General features: G+C 60.3%; 9 protein-coding genes. 4 read left to right on the forward strand and 5 right to left on the reverse strand.

Annotated elements, in window-relative coordinates; all coding sequences use genetic code 11:
* Positions 1-47: 47 nt before the first annotated feature.
* Both IDH45_RS04305 and IDH45_RS04310 read right to left on the reverse strand, forming a co-directional pair.
* Positions 48-3,857 (reverse strand): heparinase II/III domain-containing protein, encoded by a 3,810-nt coding sequence (locus tag IDH45_RS04305; RefSeq protein WP_190925023.1) that lies wholly within the window; start codon positions 3,855-3,857, stop codon positions 48-50.
* 95 nt (positions 3,858-3,952) lie between these two features.
* On the reverse strand, positions 3,953-5,311 hold the full coding sequence (locus IDH45_RS04310; protein ID WP_190925025.1) for an ABC transporter substrate-binding protein: 1,359 nt from the start codon (positions 5,309-5,311) through the stop codon (positions 3,953-3,955).
* A gap of 324 nt (positions 5,312-5,635) precedes the next feature.
* Between IDH45_RS04310 and IDH45_RS04315 the strand changes: the two genes are divergently transcribed.
* Complete coding sequence (locus IDH45_RS04315) at positions 5,636-7,231, forward strand: FAD-dependent oxidoreductase (protein WP_190925026.1); 1,596 nt, start codon at positions 5,636-5,638, stop codon at positions 7,229-7,231.
* 158 nt (positions 7,232-7,389) lie between these two features.
* Positions 7,390-10,299 carry a TIM-barrel domain-containing protein gene (locus IDH45_RS04320; RefSeq protein WP_190925028.1) on the forward strand — a complete coding sequence of 970 codons (2,910 nt, stop codon included), beginning with the start codon at positions 7,390-7,392 and terminating at the stop codon, positions 10,297-10,299.
* Here IDH45_RS04320 and IDH45_RS04325 read toward each other — a convergent pair.
* Genes IDH45_RS04325 through IDH45_RS04335 form a run of 3 tightly spaced genes read right to left on the reverse strand, consistent with a single transcriptional unit; the run spans position 10,274 to position 16,096 of the window.
* The gene (locus IDH45_RS04325) at positions 10,274-14,056 is read right to left on the reverse strand and encodes a heparinase II/III domain-containing protein (RefSeq protein WP_190925030.1); all 3,783 of its coding nucleotides are present in this window, start codon (positions 14,054-14,056) and stop codon (positions 10,274-10,276) included. The genes IDH45_RS04320 and IDH45_RS04325 overlap by 26 nt on opposite strands.
* A 19-nt stretch (positions 14,057-14,075) precedes the next feature.
* Positions 14,076-15,092, reverse strand: a complete 1,017-nt coding sequence (locus IDH45_RS04330; protein WP_190925032.1) for a Gfo/Idh/MocA family protein — start codon at positions 15,090-15,092, stop codon at positions 14,076-14,078.
* A complete protein-coding gene (locus tag IDH45_RS04335) occupies positions 15,089-16,096 on the reverse strand; it encodes a Gfo/Idh/MocA family protein (RefSeq protein ID WP_190925034.1) in 1,008 nt (335 codons plus the stop codon). The genes IDH45_RS04330 and IDH45_RS04335 overlap by 4 nt, the downstream gene beginning before the upstream one ends.
* Positions 16,097-16,366: 270 nt before the next feature.
* Between IDH45_RS04335 and IDH45_RS04340 the strand changes: the two genes are divergently transcribed.
* Together IDH45_RS04340 and IDH45_RS04345 are read left to right on the forward strand one after the other, a co-directional pair.
* Positions 16,367-17,335, forward strand: a complete 969-nt coding sequence (locus tag IDH45_RS04340) for a LysR family transcriptional regulator (protein ID WP_190925036.1) — start codon at positions 16,367-16,369, stop codon at positions 17,333-17,335.
* Positions 17,332-18,111, forward strand: coding sequence for an MBL fold metallo-hydrolase (locus IDH45_RS04345; protein ID WP_190925038.1), 780 nt, complete (start codon positions 17,332-17,334; stop codon positions 18,109-18,111). Before IDH45_RS04340 ends, IDH45_RS04345 begins: the two co-directional genes overlap by 4 nt.
* Positions 18,112-18,164: the final 53 nt, after the last annotated feature.

The following is an 18,164-nucleotide window of genomic DNA, read 5'->3' on the forward strand; positions in this document are numbered from 1 at the left end:
CAAACCCGGGCAACCCCTTATCGTGTCGGCTTGCCCATCCCGGCCGGTTACGGCGCCAGACGGTTAACAGAGTCAATCCGGAACGTATGCGTCCCGTTCCATGTTGTCCCCGGGAAGTAATGCAAGCGCGAAGGCCGGTCAGCTGTCACGGCTTCACTCGTATAGTCGAAGCCCGGGTCCATGTCGACCGCGATAACGGTTTCGCCCGCCGCTTCGTTGCGGGTAACCCCCGTAATCCGGTAGGCATGCGTCGTCTGATCCGGATGATCGACCACGATGTAATGTCCGGCAACCGATGGCGGTACGATGGCCGGGGTAACGAAACCGTTCGTCTCTCCCGGAAGCTGCGCGCGCAATACGCGATGGATGTCCCCCGAGAAGACACCTTCGCCGTTCAGCGTCTCGCTTCCTTTTTGCAGCAGCGTGCCGCCTGCAAGGTACATCGCCTTGACGGCGCCGTTCTCCAGCCGGATGAAGCCCATCTTGCCGATCATCGTCAGATCGCCGGCCGTCAGCGGCTGGCCGTCGTTATCCGGAGAGCTGAGGATAATGTCCGTGATGCTGCCGTAAGATACGGCGACGATCGCTTCCCTGGATTCCGCGTCCGATCGCAACACCTGGACATTCCCGATCTTCGGTACGGCTCCTCCGGCATAAGGCTCGATGACGTGAACGAATTGACTGCTCAGATCCGCGCCTTCTTTGCGCAGCACGAATTTGGGCATCGTATAGGCGACGGCCTGCGCATTCGTATCGGCGCTCAGGCCGGTTACGCGCGTCGCTCTCAGCGAAGGCGCTTCGCCGATAAACAACCGGTTGTCGCCCGCCCCGGCGAAGCCGAACACCTTCATGCCCGCAAGATCTGCATTGCCGCTGCTCGTCGTCATCGTCAGCTTATAGGAACCTCCCGGCACATCGGCGGTTTGGACATCGCGTACGTAAATGTAGCCGTAATACTGGTTGTCGCTCGTTCCGCCGGTGTCGGTCTCCTGGGCAGGGTGAATGATCGTCGGATTGCCTTCCACCAGATACGGACCGTACGGCGTAAGCGGCACATCCGCCGTGATCGCGGCATCGCGGTTCGCGTCGCCGTTCAGCGTATACTCGTGCTTCGCGCCCCCGCTTACCCGGAACAGGTCAAGCACGTACCCTTCCCCGCCGGCCGCCCCGTCAAACCCGACGAACCACGGCTCCCTGCTGTAATGGTCCAGCCCCGGATAGGCGTTCTCCTGGTGTGCCCGCATCGCTTGCACGTCGCCCGAAGCCGACAGCCGGACGAAGGCGGACAAAGTCCCTCCCCGCTTGCCGTCTTCCTTGATCGACGCATCCTTGCCGTCTACGACGACCGTGTTATGGCCCAAGGTGGATAACGTCCATTGCCGGTAAAACGTATGCGTGTATCCGATATCCGGAAGCAGCTCCTGACCTTCCGCATATAAAGCCAGGTTGAGCGGATCTTTATGATCGTGGCCGTATTTCGGCGAGAATGTCATGTACAGCTGCGACTGGCCGGCTCCTTGTCCGCGGATCAGCTTAGCGATACCGGCCCCCGGCATAAGCAGCGACGAAACGTTTTGCGGCGCCGTCGCCTTTTGGAACGCCCAAGTGTCGTTGATCGGGTAATAATAACCGTTCGGATAAGCGAGCAAATTCGGTACGTTCAGCAAGGCGCCGAGCTGCGGCACCGATACGGACGGATCGAAGTTATCGAACCGCTGTCCGGTGATGGAGGATAAATATCCGGGAGGGTCCGTCCATCCGGCGGCGTAGCCGGTCGTACCGCGCAGGCCGTTGCTCGTCTGATTGTGATAGGACAACGTAATCTCTTTCCAGAATCCGTCCATATAAAATCCGCTCTCGGCAAAATCGGCCATCCGCTTCACCGCTTCATGAATGTATTGCGGCTCCTTCAGCGCTTTGCCAAGCTGGATCAGGCCGATCCAGTTCGAATATTCGATATTATGGTTCAAGGTCGGATACGAGAACACCTCCTTCAGAGACGGAAGCAGCATCCCGTCTACGATTTTGCTGCGGACATCAACTCCGGTTTCGACGCTCAGCAGCTCGAACGCGTCCGTTTTATCGACCTCGGCGAAAGCGTCGGCGAGCGGACGCAGAGCGACAAGCTCCTGCAGCGTCCATCGTTCCCAGATGCCGCCGAAATACGGGTAAGGCGGAGCGGCGCTGCCGGCCAGCGGATACTGAATCCAGACCGTATCGTTAATCCGCACCCAGCCGGGATACGCCTGACTGAACCGGTACAGCAGCCTCGCTGCGCCGAGCGGGTCCGCCGCCGCCAGTTCCTTGGTCCGCTTCACCGCATGCTGCCGCTGATAATGCCACAAATGGGCGGACAAGAAGTACCGTTTGCCCGAGCTGTCCGTATAATACGGATACTCCACCTGCTGGCCCAGTTTGTTCGTTACCGTAAGCGTATCCGTCTCCGGATACTGCTCGTTCGGATAATCGAGCTTCTGCGTATCCGCGGACGTAATCTTCCACGGATTGGCGGCGCTCCACGTATAGTTCGCCGAGCGGAATCCGAGCTGCGTATTGTGAGGGATGCCGGCGGCGAAAAACCCGACCTTGTCCGGAATAAGCTGCAGCAGCTGTTGCACTTCTGCAGTCGGCGGCGCGTAGGTGACCGACGTGACGGGAGCGCCCGGCGCCGGAACGCGATACATGTGTTCGCCGGCCTGGATCAGACTGTTGCGGTCGAATGAAAAGTCGGCGAGTTTGACGGCTCCGCTTCCCGGTCCGAAGGCCGCCAACTGCAGCCGGTACTGTCCGTCCTCCAGCGGCGCAGGGTGTGAGAATTCGATCGTGTAATCGGACTTGATCTTGCTCAGCGCCACATCGTCCAGAACCGTGCGTTCACCGGACGGAGTCGTCCAGACGAGACGCAGCTCGGCATGCTTTAATTGGGGAAAGCTGGACTTCTTGAACATCAGCACTTTCTCGCCGAAGCTTTTGAACTTCAGGCGGGGCTGCTGCGTCTGCCACGGCTCCGCCAATCCGGCCGAATCGGGAATCGGCGGTCCGGCGAGATACAAGCTGCCCATTCGTCCTTCATTGGTAATCCCGGCATGGAGGATGAATCCCCGCTGCGCCAGCGGACGGTTGCGGTCGTCGTCGATCAGCGCCGATGTGCGGACCGGCGACCAGGCGCTCGCCGGGTGCGAGGAATCCGGCCCATAGTAACGGACCGCATTCAGCCGCAATTCGGTTCCCGGCGCAAGCTGCGGGCTACCCAGCGCACTCCACGGGATCGTCATTTCCGCCGTCCAGCTGCCGTCCGGCTGCTTCGCCACGACAGGCGCGACCTTTTGAGTTAACACGAGATTAACGAATGTTTGCCGGCTGTCCTGCGGGTCCTGACCGGTCCAGTTGTTGAAGTTGATCGAGACGGGATGCGAGTCGGTCGTGATGTTGACGGGAATCATGTAGTACTTATACTCGTCATCCGGCGTGCCCAGCAGCACAAATACCCGTTCCGCCTGCGGCGCCGCATCATAGCCGAGCGGGCTTTGCAGCGCAATATACAAGTTTTCGGCATCATAAACGGCTTTCATGATCGTATCGCGCTCCGCCGGCTGCACGTCGAAAAACGTGCGGAACTGCCCCATCCCGGGCGCTCCCGCCCATGCGGCCTCGTTCAGCAGCCCGTCGGCCGCAATCGCCCCGCCGCCGAGCGGCAAGGCAATCCCGAAGCGGTCATCCAGCAGCTCAACATCCGGATAGGCGTCCGGATCGGGAACCTGATTGGCGGCATACAGGCCGGGCACAGCGGCGGCAAGCAGCACGATCAGGAACAGGATCGACCAAGCCGTCTTACCGTCGCGAATAAGCTTTATCATCGTATCACTCCTTCAACTATGGATGATCCGGCCGGCTCCTGCTGTCACTTCCGCAGCGATGACCGCTGCCGGCGCTTCGCTGCGGAAGAAGAAGGCTACTTGTTCTTCAATTCCTCGATCTTTTTGTTCGCGCGCTCCTCCGCTTCGCGAAGCGCCGTATTGACGTCCTTCTGGCCGCCGGCCGCCTGGTTGAACGAGGCGATCAGCTCCGCCCTTGCGGCGATATAATATTGATCCTTCACATTCATTTCCCCGTAGTTCGGCGGGACGAGCGCCTTTACATTTTTCCCCTTCAGCTCGGGAATGCCGCTGCCGAGCGAGTCGATGTAACCGATCTTTTGCAAGGGAGGCGTTGCCGCCGCCGCAACCAGTTCCTTCTGAATGTCGTCGGATACGAAATGGGTAATAGCCGCAAAAGCTTCTTCCCGGTGCTTGCTGCCCGAAGAGATCAAATAGTAGCGGGTGCTCGGCTGAGGTCCTTCTTTCGGCGATCCTTTAAAGGAGGGAAACGGCGCAATATCCCAGTTCATATCCCACTTCTCGGCGACCGCCCTGGTGCCGGCGTCGTTGACGCCGATCACGATCGCCACATTTTTGTCCTTGGTAAACATCGACCTCGATTGGGTCAGATTCGTCAGCTTGGGCACAAGCGTTTTGTCGGAGACGATGTCGTAGAGCGGAAGCGTCCGGTCGAAGATCCGCTTCCAATAATCGGTGTTGAGCGTCGCCTTGACCGTCTTCGGATCGACGTATTGCGGAGCGCGCTCATTCATGTCCAGAAGCGAGATAATATCTCCCGCGAAACCGATGTACTGCACGCCCCCCTCGACCCGGGTGAGCCGTCTGGCCGTCTCCAGAATATCTTCCCACGTCATCTTGTCATTCAGATACGGCACGCCGAACTTATCGAACAGATCCTTGTTGTAATACAGCGTGTACGAGCTTACCCGGACGGGAAGACCGGGCACCTTGCCCCCGGCGATCTGCTTCATCATGTCGATCGTAACCGGGATGAAGCGGTTCAGGTCATAGTTGTATTTCCCGACCAGATCGGAAATGTCCGACAGGAGCCCGACGTCGATGATCGGCTGCAGGTCCGGGGTCGAGATAATAATATCGATCGGCGTCTTGGACGTAACAACATCGTTCAGCGAGGTGCCGGGCCCGGGCGCGATAAATTTAAATTTGAAATTGGGATATTTCCGCTGGATATACTTTCCTTCCGACTCCATAAATCCTTCATAATTGCCGCTTAGCATCGAATAAACCGTCAATTCCGCCACTTTGTTCGGATCGACCGGCTCCGCCTTGACACTGCCGGGAGCTTTCGTCCCTTCCGGCGTCTTCTCCGGCTGCACCGCGTCTCCTCCGCTTTTGCCGCATCCGGCCAATAGCAGAAATGCCGCTGTCGCCGCCGCCGTCGTACCGATCCACGCTTTGTTCCTTTTTCTCATTTCGGCTTCGCCCCTCTCAGGTTACTGTTGGTTGGAACGGGCGTGCTCCGCATATCCCATCATATCGGGAAGTTTTGTCGCTTGGTAACGTTTTCACCCGTTCGTTGCTTCCGATTATACGGACTGCCCGTAAGCCCAACAAGAAAGCTTTATGACTTCGGATAGTAATTTGATTGCCTCTCGGCGCCTTCTGCACCCGAATTTGCCAAATCCGGACGACAAGGTCATGAGAATACCATTACATGTCATCAGACTTGCTTATCCCGGGCCCGGTTCCAAGCTACCATGAATAAGAATTCACTATCCACCCTGGAGGTATGTAGGATGATACATGAAATGAAAGCGGACATCGTCATTATCGGGGGGAGCCTGGGCGGCTGCGCCGCCGCGCTCGCCGCCGCAAGACTCGGCAAAACCGTCGTGATGACCGAAGAAACGGAATGGATCGGGGGACAATTGACTAGTCAGGCGGTTCCTCCCGACGAGCACCACTGGATTGAGACGTTCGGATGTACGGCCAGCTACCGGCAGTTCCGCAACGGAGTCCGCAATTATTACCGGCAGCACGTTCCGCTTAGTCTAGAGGCGGCGGCGCTCCCCCATTTCAATCCGGGCAACGCCAAAGTGAGCCGGATCAGCCACGATCCGCGCGTCGCCCTCGCTGTATTGCTGGAAATGCTGGCTCCGTACACGCTATCCGGCCGGGTGGTCGTCCTAACCCGCTGCCGCCCCGAATCGGCCGAGACGGACGGGGACCGCGTCCGTTCGGTCACGGTGCGGCATAGCCTGACGGACAGCCGGACGGTGTTGTCCGCGCCTTATTTTCTGGACGCGACCGATTGCGGGGATCTGCTGCCGCTCACCGGTACGGAATATGTCACCGGAGCGGAGTCCCAGTCGGAGACGAACGAAAGACATGCGCTGGTAGGACCGGCCAATCCGCAAGACATGCAGGCCATTACGCACTGCTTCGTCGTCGATTATCTCGAAGGCGAGACACATACGATCGACAAGCCGAACGATTACGCCTTCTGGCGTTCGTACCGTCCCGACTTTTGGCCCGATCAGTTTCTCAGCCTCTCTGGCGTCCGGCCGTCCACGCTCGAACCGGTCCGCTACGATCTGTTCCCGGGCAAGCAAGGGCTGACGTTCTGGGAAGGGTTCTCGCTCGTCTCTTACCGGCGTCTGGCAGACAAAACCTTTTTCGCTGACGGCACGTTTGCGGGCGATGTGACGGTCGTCAATTGGCCGCAGAACGATTACTTTCTCGGCTCGATCATCGATGTCGACGAAGCGGAAAAAGCCCGCAATCTGCAGCGGGCCAAGGAACTCAGCCTATCCTTGCTTTACTGGCTGCAGACGGAGGCTCCGCGTCCGGACGGCGGCTGCGGTTACCCCGGATTCCGGCTGCGCAGGGACGTATTCGGCACCGAGGACGGGATGGCCCTGTATCCGTATATTCGCGAGTCACGCCGGATCAAGGCGGAATTTACGCTGCTGGAGCAGCACGTCAACCCGCTGGACCGTCCGGACGGCCGCGCGGAGACGTTCGCCGATTCCGTCGGAATCGGACACTACGGGATCGACCTTCATCCGAGCACGGGCAACCGACACTATATCCACCTGTCTGCCCTGCCGTTCCAAATTCCGCTCGGCAGCCTGATTCCGATCCGGATGAACAATTTGCTGCCTGCTTGCAAAAATATCGGGACGACGCATGTTACGAACGGCTGCTACCGGCTGCATCCGGTGGAATGGAATATCGGCGAAGCCGCCGGCGCTTTGGCCGCCTTCTGCCTCGACCGCGGCGAAAGCCCGCGTGCCGTGCGGAATAACGCAGCGCTCCTGGAGGAGTTCCAGCACGTCCTGCAATCGCAAGGAGTCGAGCTCGCCTGGCCGGAGCCTGCCGTCTCCCGCTGATCGCCCGGGGCCGGTGCTTCCGGCCGCCAATCAGACTGACCGGCAGCGATGCCGCGTAAGGCTCCCCTCCCTGCACGGCTCCGGATTATGCTAAAATGTAGAAAACCAGAAGCAGGGCCGATCCGTCTTGACCCGGCTCATCCGAGGGGGCATCCATGTTGAGCATCGCTGCAACTTCCGTAATCGTCCATACCCCGGACGGCTTGTATATTCGCATCGAACCGGTCGCTCCGCATACGTTTCATATTCGGGCGAACCGAACGGGAACGTTCCGGGAACCCGCTCCGCTCGCCCGGCTCGGCATCGTCGCGACTCCCGCCTCGCCGGCTCTCCGGGAGACGGAGGAAGCCGGCGATGATCTGCGCGTCGTTACGGAGACGGCGGCTCTCCGAATCAACCGCCTTAGCGGAGAGATGTCGCTTTCCGGCATCGACGGAAAGCCGCTGACCCGGTTCACCCGGCCTCCGCTCGTCGGCGGACAAACCTCCGGTCCGGACGGCGTCCGGGACCGATTCGAGGTCCAGTTCGCGCTGGCCAAAGAGGAACGGCTGTACGGTCTGGGCGACCATTACGAGACGCCACTGATGAAGAGAGGATATCGCGTCGACATCCGTCTGCTCGGGCGGGTGCACGCTCCCGTCCCGCTGCTTCTGTCAAGCGAAGGGTGGGCGCTCTTGATGGACACGGACCGGGAGCACGCCTTCGATGTCGGCTGCTCCGAACCGGATCGTATGAGCGTGTGCGGCAGCGGAGACGAGCTGGCGTTTTACTGGATCGCAGGCGGCAATCTGGCCGAACTGCTGGAGAAATATACCCTCTTAACCGGCCCCTCCGCGCTGCTGCCCATCTGGGCTTACGGTCTGACTTTCAACTGCAACCAGCAGGCGACGGCGCGCGATATGATCGAGGACGCCCTGAAGTTCCGGCGGGAAGGCATTCCGTGCGATATGATCGGACTGGAGCCGACCTGGATGGACCGCAGCTTCGACTATGACGCCCCCGTGGACTGGCACCCCGACCGGTTTTACATTCCGCAATGGATGCCGGAAGGCGCGCATACGTTCATGGGCGTTTTGCGCACGATGGGTTTCAAGCTTACGCTCGGCCTTTATTTGCGCGACCAGGAAGGTACCGCGGCGCATCCCGATGCCGATTTGCAGTGGTACGACTATTTGAAGCCGTTCGTCACACAAGGGGTGCAGGGATTCAATCTGTGCACCCGGCGTCCGGTGCAGGAGCAAGTGAGCACGGCCGATTCCCCGGACGGCGCCGGACCGGACCGGTCCATCCTGCCCCAATCGACCGTACTCGGACGCGTCATCCAGGAAGGCTTCGCCGCCCAGACCGGGCGGCGCCCTTTAATCTGCACGCCTGTCGGGTATACCGGTATTCAGAAATACGCGGCAATCTGGTCGGGAGGACGGCCGAAGTCTCATTTATCCGTGCTCAGTCTCGGCTTGTCGGGTATCCCGCATATGGCCGCCGATATGAATCTGCACACCGCAGCTGGCATCCACTGCGGCTTCTTCCAACCTTGGTCGAAAGTGAACAGCTGGGCGTACTGGAGACATCCGCTCCTGCTAGATTCGGGCCTGCTGCGACTGTTCAAAATGTACGCCAAGCTGCGCTACCGGCTGCTGCCTTACATTTATTCCGCAGCCCACGTCGCCGTGCGCACAGGACTTCCGATCGCCAGGGCGATGCCGCTGGCATATCCCGACGACCCTCAGGCCGTCGTCCTGGACAATCAATACATGTTCGGGGACGACTTCCTGGTGGCGGTGTTTACCGAGCAGGTTTATTTGCCCGCAGGGGAATGGATCGATTACTGGAGCGGCAAAGCGTATTCCGGCCCGGCCGAGATCGCATACCGCACTCCCGAACAGGCAGGCGGCCCTCTCTTCGTGCGGGCGGGAGCAATCGTGCCGATGTGGCCGGACATGCAATACGCGGGACAGCAACCGGCCGTACGGCTGGAGTTGCACCTGTATCCGGGGGGAAGCCGCGAATATGCGTTCAACGAGGATGACGGGGCGACGTTCGGCTATAGGAGCGGGGAATGGGCGACGACCCGTATCGCCTGTCAAGAGGACAGACGAGGATTCAGCGTCGAGATCGCGGCTCCCGCCGGTTCTTATACCGGCATGCCGGAGAACCGGACATGGGACATCGTCATTCACTGCAACGATAAGCCGGCGGCGGTCAAAGTCGACGGCGAGGATTGGCGAGAGAGCGCAGGCTGGGCAGGCTCCCGCAAAGACCCGCCCCCGTCCTCCTGGTCGTATCACCGAAAAACCGGCACGATCCGGCTGATCGTGCAAGTGGACGCCGGACGGTTGTCTCCGGCCCGGATTGAGGTGAACCGGTCCGGCAAGGCGGAAACGCGGCACACCTCCGTCCGGTCGCAGCCGTCGCGGCCGAGCGGCACAATGCGTACGGCGGGCGAGCTGGAAAAAGATATTGAGGTCGGGCTGGAGACGGGCAATGCAGCCAAGGCGTTGTCCGCCTTGGAGGATTGGTGGAACATCCGGATAGCCAGGTCGGACGCCGCCGAAGACGTGCGCGAGCATTGGCTGGCCATGAACGGCTTGTTCGTCAGAGCGGCGGAACGCAAAGGGCGGACTCTCCACGAGATCGCGGAGGAGGATCCGCGCTTCGGCTCCAGCCGCCAACCGCCGGACAACGCGGAAGAAGCTTACGCTTCACTAGCGCAAGCGGTCTCGCTCATTATCGAATCCAACAACCGGCAGCCCGGCAAAACGAATGAAATCGTCCGCCAGGCTACGGATATTATCCGAAGCGAGCTGGACCGCGAGCTTTCCTTACACGCGGTCGCAGACCGCCTCCATCTCAATTCCTCGTACCTGAGCCGTAGATTCAAGCGGGAAATCGGGCTGTCCTTCTCCGACTACGTGCTGGAGAAAAAAATGGAGCTCGCAAAGGAGCTCCTCCTGGCCGGCTCGACGGTCAGTGCCGCCGCGGAACATACCGGCTTCAAGGACACAAGTTACTTTATCCGCGTGTTCCGCAAATACTGGGGCGTCAGGCCGGGGGAAATGAAGCCTTAACCGCGTTGTCGATATGGAACGTATGAGGGCCGGTCCACACAGTCTGAGGAAAACAGGTCATCCGCGACGCCCTTCCCGCTTCGGAACTTTGACCGGAGGCGGCGTCCGTATAGGCAAACCCGGGGTCCTCATCGAGTTCAATCCGGGTTTGTCCCGTTATCCCGCAGCGGCAGATCGAGGCGATCGGATATACCGAAGTGGCCGAATCGGGATGCGTGACCACGATGTGCGGACCCGTAATGTCCGGCGGAAGCACCGACTTGGGAATCAGCACATGTCTCCCGCCCTCCCGGTCGGGCTGAAGCACGTCCGCGATCGTGCCGGACACCGGTCCGGAGCCGCTCAGCGTCCGGCCCTCCGCCGCTAGCCGCGTCCCCCCGATCAGCGCCATATGCCGGATGGCTCCGTTCACCATACGGATGATGCCGGCTTTGCCTTCCAGTTCCCATTCCCCCGCCCGCAAAGGCTCGCCGCTGTAGCGCGGCGCGCTCATCACAATATCGGTAACGGCCCCGTACGTTACGGCCACTACAGCCCGCTGCGAAGCCTCATCGGACAACAGCACGTCCATCCGTCCGATCCGGGGCGCGCTGCCGGCTGCGCACGGCTCCATCACATGGACGAACTGGCTGTTCAGCGCCTCCCCGTCCGCAGGTTCCCTGCGCACGATCCATTTGGGCAGCTCGTACCGGACCGCTTCGCTGTTGCGGTCCCCGGCCAGCCCGTTCAGCCGGGTCGACCGGAGGGAAGGCGCGCGTCCAAGAAACACCCGGTTGTTCCCCGGTCCGGCATAACCGTGCACCTGCATGCCGGACTGTTGTCCGTCTGCGCCGCTCGTCGTCATTTCCATCACATAAGCGCCGTCCGGCAGCTCCGCGGTCCGGACATCTTTTACATACGTATAAGCATAATACTGGTTGTCACTCGTTCCCCCGGTATCGGTTTCCTGCTTCGGCAGGATAATTTCCGGATGTCCCTCGATCAGATGCGGCCCGTATTCCGCCAGCGTCAGGTTTGCGCTCATGACCGCATCCCGGTTCGCAACCCCGTTTAACGCGTACTCGTGACGCGTCCCGCCGCAGACGCGGAACAGATCGAGCACGTAACCTTCGGCGCCCTCAGCATCTTCGAATCCTACAAACCACAGCTCCCGCTCATATACGGACACTTCTTCATAAGCGTGCTCCTGCCGGGCGCGAACGGTCTGCACGTCCAGCGGCCCGGCCAGCCGGGAGAACAACTCGAGATTGCCCCCGCCCCGGGCGCGGCCGATGACCGACGCGTCCCGGCCGTTTACGGTTACCGTATTGTGGCCCAGCGTCGACAACGTCCACTGCCGGTAAAACGTGTGCGTATACCCGAGATCCGGCAAAAGCTCCTGCCCCTCCGCATACAGCGACAGCTGCAGCGGATCTTTGTGATCGTGCCCGTTGTACGGGGAGAAGGTCAAATACAGCTGGGCCTGGTCAGCACCGGCTCCCCGCGTCAGCTTGACGATTCCCGCAGCCGGCATACATAGCGATTCCGTGCACAACGGCTGCTCCGCTTTCTGGGACGCCCACGTATCGTTGACGGGCACACAGGTACCGTCCGGATACGCAAGCAAGCCGGGCACGCGGATCATTCGCCCGAACAGCGGCAGCACGGCTTCCGGGTCGAACGAATCGAAGCGCCGTCCGTCGCGCGGAGAGACGTATCCCGGCGGATCGCTCCAGCCCTGAAGATGCCGGATCGTTTGCCGGATGCCGTTAATCGTCTGCAGATGATAAGAAAGTGTAATTTCTTTCCAGAACCCGTCCGGCAAAAAGGAGCATTCCGCAAACTTCGCCATCCGCTCGACCGCTTCATGCACATACTGCGGCTCGCCAAGCGCCTTGCCCAGCAGGATCAAGCCGATCCAGTTCGGATAATCGACGTTGTGCTGCAGCACCGGATACGTCAGCGCCGATTCCAGAGACGGGCGGAGCATGCCGTTGATGATCGCACTGCGGACATCTTCCCCGGCTTCCCCGCTCAGTACCTCGAACGCATCCGTCCGCTCGACCTCCAGAAACGCTTCCAGCAGCGGCAGCAAGCCGTGCAGATCCATCAGACTCCAGCGGTCCCACATGCCGCCGAAATACGGGTACGGCGGACCTGCGCGCCCGTCGATCGGATGCTGCACCCAGACCGAGTCGTTCATGCGCACCCATCCTTCGTACCGGCGCGCAAACCGGTACAGCAGCCTCGCCGCGCCCAGCGGGTCCTCCGATGCGAGGCGGGCCGTCTCGCGAACGGCATGCTTGCGCTGAAAATGCCACAAGTGGGCGGACAAAAAATAGCGCCTTCCTTCGCCGTCCTCGTAATACGGATAATCGACGGATTCCCCGCGCTTGTTCCGTACGGTCAGCGCCTTCGACTCCGGATACCGGTCATTCGGATACGCCATGCCGTCATCATCCACGGAACGGATCGACCAGGGCGACTCGGGACTCCACGTAAAATTGGTGGAACGGAAGCCGAGCAGCGGACGATGCGGCACCCCGGAGCCGAAAAATCCGATGCGCTCCGGAATCAGACGCTCCAGAAACAGCACTTCGCCGGAAGGGGGCGCATACGGTACCGCCATCCGCATCCGCCCGGCCCGGCCTTGTGCCAAAGGCCGGACGGCCCGTTCTCCCGCTGCGATCAGATCGCACCGGTCGAACATCAGTAAGGCGAATGGCGCGGCGCTCCCGTCGCTTTTTTCCGCCGGCAGCCGGATCTGGTACAGGCCGTCAGCCAGCGGCTCGGGATGGACGAAGTCGAGCTTGCATTCCGCACCTTGCCGGTGTATGGCTGTCGCCTCAACCGGTGTTTCCCTGCCGAGCGGGTCGACCCAGACGATGGTCGTCGTCCGTGCAGCGGGACTCTCCAGCGAACCGTTATCGTGCAACACGAGCGTTTTGCGCGTAAAACTCCGAACCTTCAAAGAGGCGGATAAGCCGGCGGACGGCTCTGCAGTCGACATCCCAGGCCCGGCAGTTTGCCCTCCGGCAGGAGAACGATCGACAAAAACGGAACCGAGCCGGCCTTCGTTCGCAACGAACACTTGCAGGCGGAATACCCGTTGTTCCAGAGGCCGATGAATATCGTCCATCAGGACCGTGCCGGTCCGAATCGGAATCCAGGAGCATAACGGCTCGGAAGTGTCCGGACCGCAGTAGCGGATGATGTTAAATCTCCATTCCGCGCCGGATTGTACGTCCTGCGATCCGAGCGTGTTCAGCGGAATGGCGATCTCCGCACTCCAGCTTCCGTCCGTCCGGTTCGATACCGCTTGCCTGACGCCGTGTCCGCTCCCAAGCTCGATGAATTGCTGCCGCCTGTCCGTGAGCTCAGCCCCCGTCCAATTGTTGTAGCCGATCACGATCGGATGCGAGCCTTGCCTCACAACGACAGGAACCGAGTAAAATACATCGCGCTCCGAAGGCGTGCCGAACAGGAGGAATACGTTCTCCGCTTCGGGAACCGCCGCTGGGTATGAAGCGCTCTCAAGCGCTATGTATAGATGGCGGTCATCGTACAGCAGCTTGGCACGCATGTCCCTTCCGGCAAGTTCGTTGTGAAACATCGTCACAAATCCATTCAACGCCGGTGCCTGCTCCCATTCCCGCTCCACCAGCTCCCCGTCGATTTGCGGAGCCGAATCCGCTTTCGCCATAACCGCCCATCTATCCGTATATAACCGGACCGCCGGTTCCGCGGCGTTTTCGCTTGCCGTTCCCAATCGACCCACTCCGATCCCTCCCGCACCATTAGTCCCCGTTAGAGGGAATTGCGACGATTTTCCGCTCGGCTGCCGACAGATAAGCGGCTTCCATCAGCTGCGTCAGCGCCAGCCCGTGCCCGATCGGAATCGCCGTCGGCTTGTCATACAAAACGTAGTCGACCCACTGGTCGAGCGGCGCCGGCATACCCGCAGGCAGCCTCTCCGGCTTGATCCAGCCCGGACAAGGACCGGACGGCAGAAGCGAGCTCCGAATCTCCGCGTCCTTGCCGATCAGGAGACAACCCTCCGTGCCGTATATTTCCACCAGTCCGGGGGAATGCCGGCTCGCAAACCCTGCTTCCACAACCGCCATGCAGCCGTCCCGGTATTGCATCGTAACGACGGCGTTGTCCTCCACTTCCCTGCCGGTCACATAGCCGAACTGGGCGGATACCGATTCGGGCATCCCGAGAAAATGATAAACCAGCACCATCGGATGTGCGCCAAGATCGATCAGCGCCCCGCCTCCGCTGGATTCCCGGTCGACAAAATGCGGAGGCAGCCAGCCAGCCGGAGCACCTTCCCGCGGCAGCAGCCCGTCGTGGGCCAGACGTATCCGAACATACGTGATCCGTCCGAGCAGCTCCTGCTCCAGCACCTGCTTGGCGTACAGCGTCTTCTCATCGCCAAGCTTCGGCAGCGAGACGGTCAGCTTTACGCCCCTCCGCCCCGCTGCGGCTATGATCCGGTCCGCTTCCTCGGTTCGCAGAGCCAGCACTTTCTCAGTGAAGATATGTTTCCCGGCTTCAGCCGCAGCGATGATCACTTCCGGATGTTTGGTAGTCGGAGCGTTTACAACAACCGCATCCACTTCCTCGCTTGCAAGAACCTCATCCAGATCACTGTAATAAGGCACGTTCAGCTGTTCGGCGAACCGGCTGCCGCGGGCGGCGTCCTCGTCCCAGACCGCGACGATGGAGCAATCGGTCCTCTCCGACAATTTTTTGGCGTAACCTGGCGCATGTACGTGCCAGAAGCTGAGTATGGCGATCCGAAGCTTCATGACGACACCTTCCTTCCCAGATCGGTTCGATCGGCCGAACCGGGTTCGTACCCCGCCGCCTCATAGATCGCCTCGGTAAACTTCACGACTTTCAGTGCGTACTCGCCGGACACCATCACTTCGCGCCGGCCGAGTATCGCATCGACAAAGCTGCTGTCGGGATCGGTCTCGGCTTCGGGAAGCCGGGGCTGGACCGGATCTTCTCCGTACCGGTGCAGCGTAATGACACCGTTGTCATAAAAGATCCCGCCCGACTCGCCAATAAAGGCATAGGTTTCCTTCAGCTTCTGCAGCGGCGCGTATCCGATAATAGTCATCGTTCCGATAACGCCCTGATCGTAGCGGATGCTGGTCAGCGTATCGACTTCCACCGGAGACCCGTAACACTCCAACTGAACCGTCACCGACTGCGGCGTCAAATTCGTCGTCCACAGCAGGACATCGATTATATGGCTGCCGGAATCCATCAGCATGCCGCCCCCGGACAGCGCAGGATTTTGCCTCCACGTCCCTTCCTGGGACTTCTTCCAATTTTGGTACAACGCCGCCTGTACGCTCGTCAGCTTGCCGATCGTTCCGTCCTGAATGGCTGAACGGATGTACAGGAACGGCGGCAGAAAATGACGCTGAAACGATACTTGCAATACTTTGCCGCACGATTCCGACAAAGCGATCAACCGTTCCGCTTCCGCCGAGCTGCAAGTCATCGGCTTCTCGACCAGCACGTGCTTGCCTGCCGACAGCGAGTCCCGGATATGCCCGTAATGCAACGTATGCGGCGAACAAATGACGACCGCATCCAGCTCCGTGTCGTTCAACATGTCCGTGTGGCTGTCGAACTCCTGCACTTGATCCAGCCCGAACTTTTCCTTGAGAAAAGCCCGGCTCCCCGCCCCCGGGTCGGCCAGCGCCACAATCCGCACCTCCTCCAACCGGGACATTCTCAAAACATGACTGTGAGCGATGTTGCCGCAGCCGATTATTCCAACTCGTATAGGACTCATGCCCAATCCCCCTCTTTGCCGATGATGATGTTGATTATACAGAGCGGGCTGGAGCGCGGACAATGCAATCTGATGCCCTCCGGCTGCACTTTCATTACCTCATGCGGCAGGCTGCGCAGCGGAGGATATCAAATTACTACAAAGCGGGACGGACCGGGCGGCATGATCGGCAAAATGGACAGTACCCCCGTTTCCTGACGGAAGATTTGAACGGGGGCTCTTGTATGGTATACAGTATAAGGATGGAAATGTTGCGAAGGGGGAAGCCGCATGGAATTCAGGCAGTTGCAGTACGCCATTCAAATCGCCGCAGAGAAAAACTTTTCGCGCGCCGCCGAAAAGCTGCACATCGCCCAGCCTTCGCTAAGCCAGCAGCTGTCCAAGCTGGAGAAGGAGCTCGGAGTGCTGCTGTTTCACCGGAACACGAACTCGGTTGAACTGACGCATGCCGGAGCGGTATTCGTGGATAAAGCGCAGAAAATTGTCGACATGGTCGGGGAAATCCGGCAGGAAATGGACGACATCTCCCAGCTTCGCAAAGGGAAGCTGATTATCGGGAGCATGCCGATTACCGGCGCTCATATGCTGCCTCATATTCTCCCCGTGTTCCAGGAACGGTACCCGGATATCGAAATCGCCCTCGTCGAAGAAACGTCGGCGAACTTGACGCAGCTTACTTCGGAAGGCAAAACCGACTTCAGCCTGCTGGCGCTTCCTCTGCAGGAGCAATCTCTGGAGTATGAGGTGCTGATCGACGAGGAGCTGCGGCTGGCGGTGCCGCGGAACCATCCCGCCCTCTCCGTCCCGTCCGCCGACGGGACGGTCGATTTGGCTTCCTTTGCCGGCGAGCCGTTTATTTTGCTGAAGAAAGGACAGGGCTTGTATCAGACGGCGATCGATTTATGTCTGGCTGCCGGTTTTACGCCCCGTATCGCCTTCGAGAGCAGCAACATCGAGACTGTGCAATCGCTTGTAGCTGCAGGCATGGGCGTCGCTTTCATCCCCGCGATGGTCGAGAGGGGCAAGTGGAGCGAGATGGCGCCCGCCTATTTAACCGTTAGAGGGAGGCCGGCCCGGACGCTCGTCATCGCGCGGCGCAAAGGCCGCTACATGTCCAAGGCGGCGCAGGCGTTCATCGGGACGATGCACGAGCTGGTCGGCCAATCCGCAAACCGGCGCTCCGGCGCGCCAAGCGGCAAGCCGGGTGCAGACACGCTGCAGGAAGGAGCGGAAGCATGACGGAACATTTAACCTTTCTGGGGACGGGAGATTCGATGGGCGTGCCGCGTTCCTACTGCGATTGTGGAATCTGCTCGGAAGCGCGGTCGACGGGTCTTAACCGGAGGTTCCGCTCTTCGGTGATGATCCATACGGACGAGGGAGATCTGCTGCTGGACTGCGGGCCGGACTGGCCCGCGCAGATGGAGCTGCTGGGCAAGCGGCTGCTCGAACACGTCCTGATCACGCACCCGCATCATGACCATATCGCGGGCTTGCCCGAATGGCTGGACGCCTGCCGGTGGACCGGAAGCCGCGGAACCGCATATGCGCCCGAGTCCGCATTCAGGACGATCCGCAGCCAATACCCTTGGCTGGAGCGGCGGCTTACCTACGTTCCCAACGACCGGGGCATGCATTTCGGAGGATGGTTCATTGTTCCGTGGGAAGTGTGTCACGGCCAGAACGGCACTTCGTACGCGTACCGCTTCGAAAAAACCGGCTACGCCTGGGCTTATTGCTCTGATGCGATCCGGCTGACCGAACAACAAAAAAAGCCGCTTCACGGCTTGAACATGCTTGTGCTCGGCACCAATTTCTACAAAGAGACGGCCGATCCGGCCACGCGCTCCGTGTACGATATGACCGAAGCGGTCGAACTGTTGCGGGAAGTGAAGCCGCAGGCCGTTTATTTTACGCATATGTCTCACGGGGTCGATATCGATGCTGCCTATCCGCTGCCTCCGAATGTCACACTGGCCCGGCTCGGCATGAGGGTCGATCTGGGACATCGGTAGACGCCCGCCGCTCTCCTCGGGACTGCGGACATCCCGGGGAGTTGTCTGGACCG

This window comes from Paenibacillus oceani (assembly GCF_014705615.1).
Taxonomy (GTDB): domain Bacteria; phylum Bacillota; class Bacilli; order Paenibacillales; family NBRC-103111; genus Paenibacillus_AB; species Paenibacillus_AB oceani.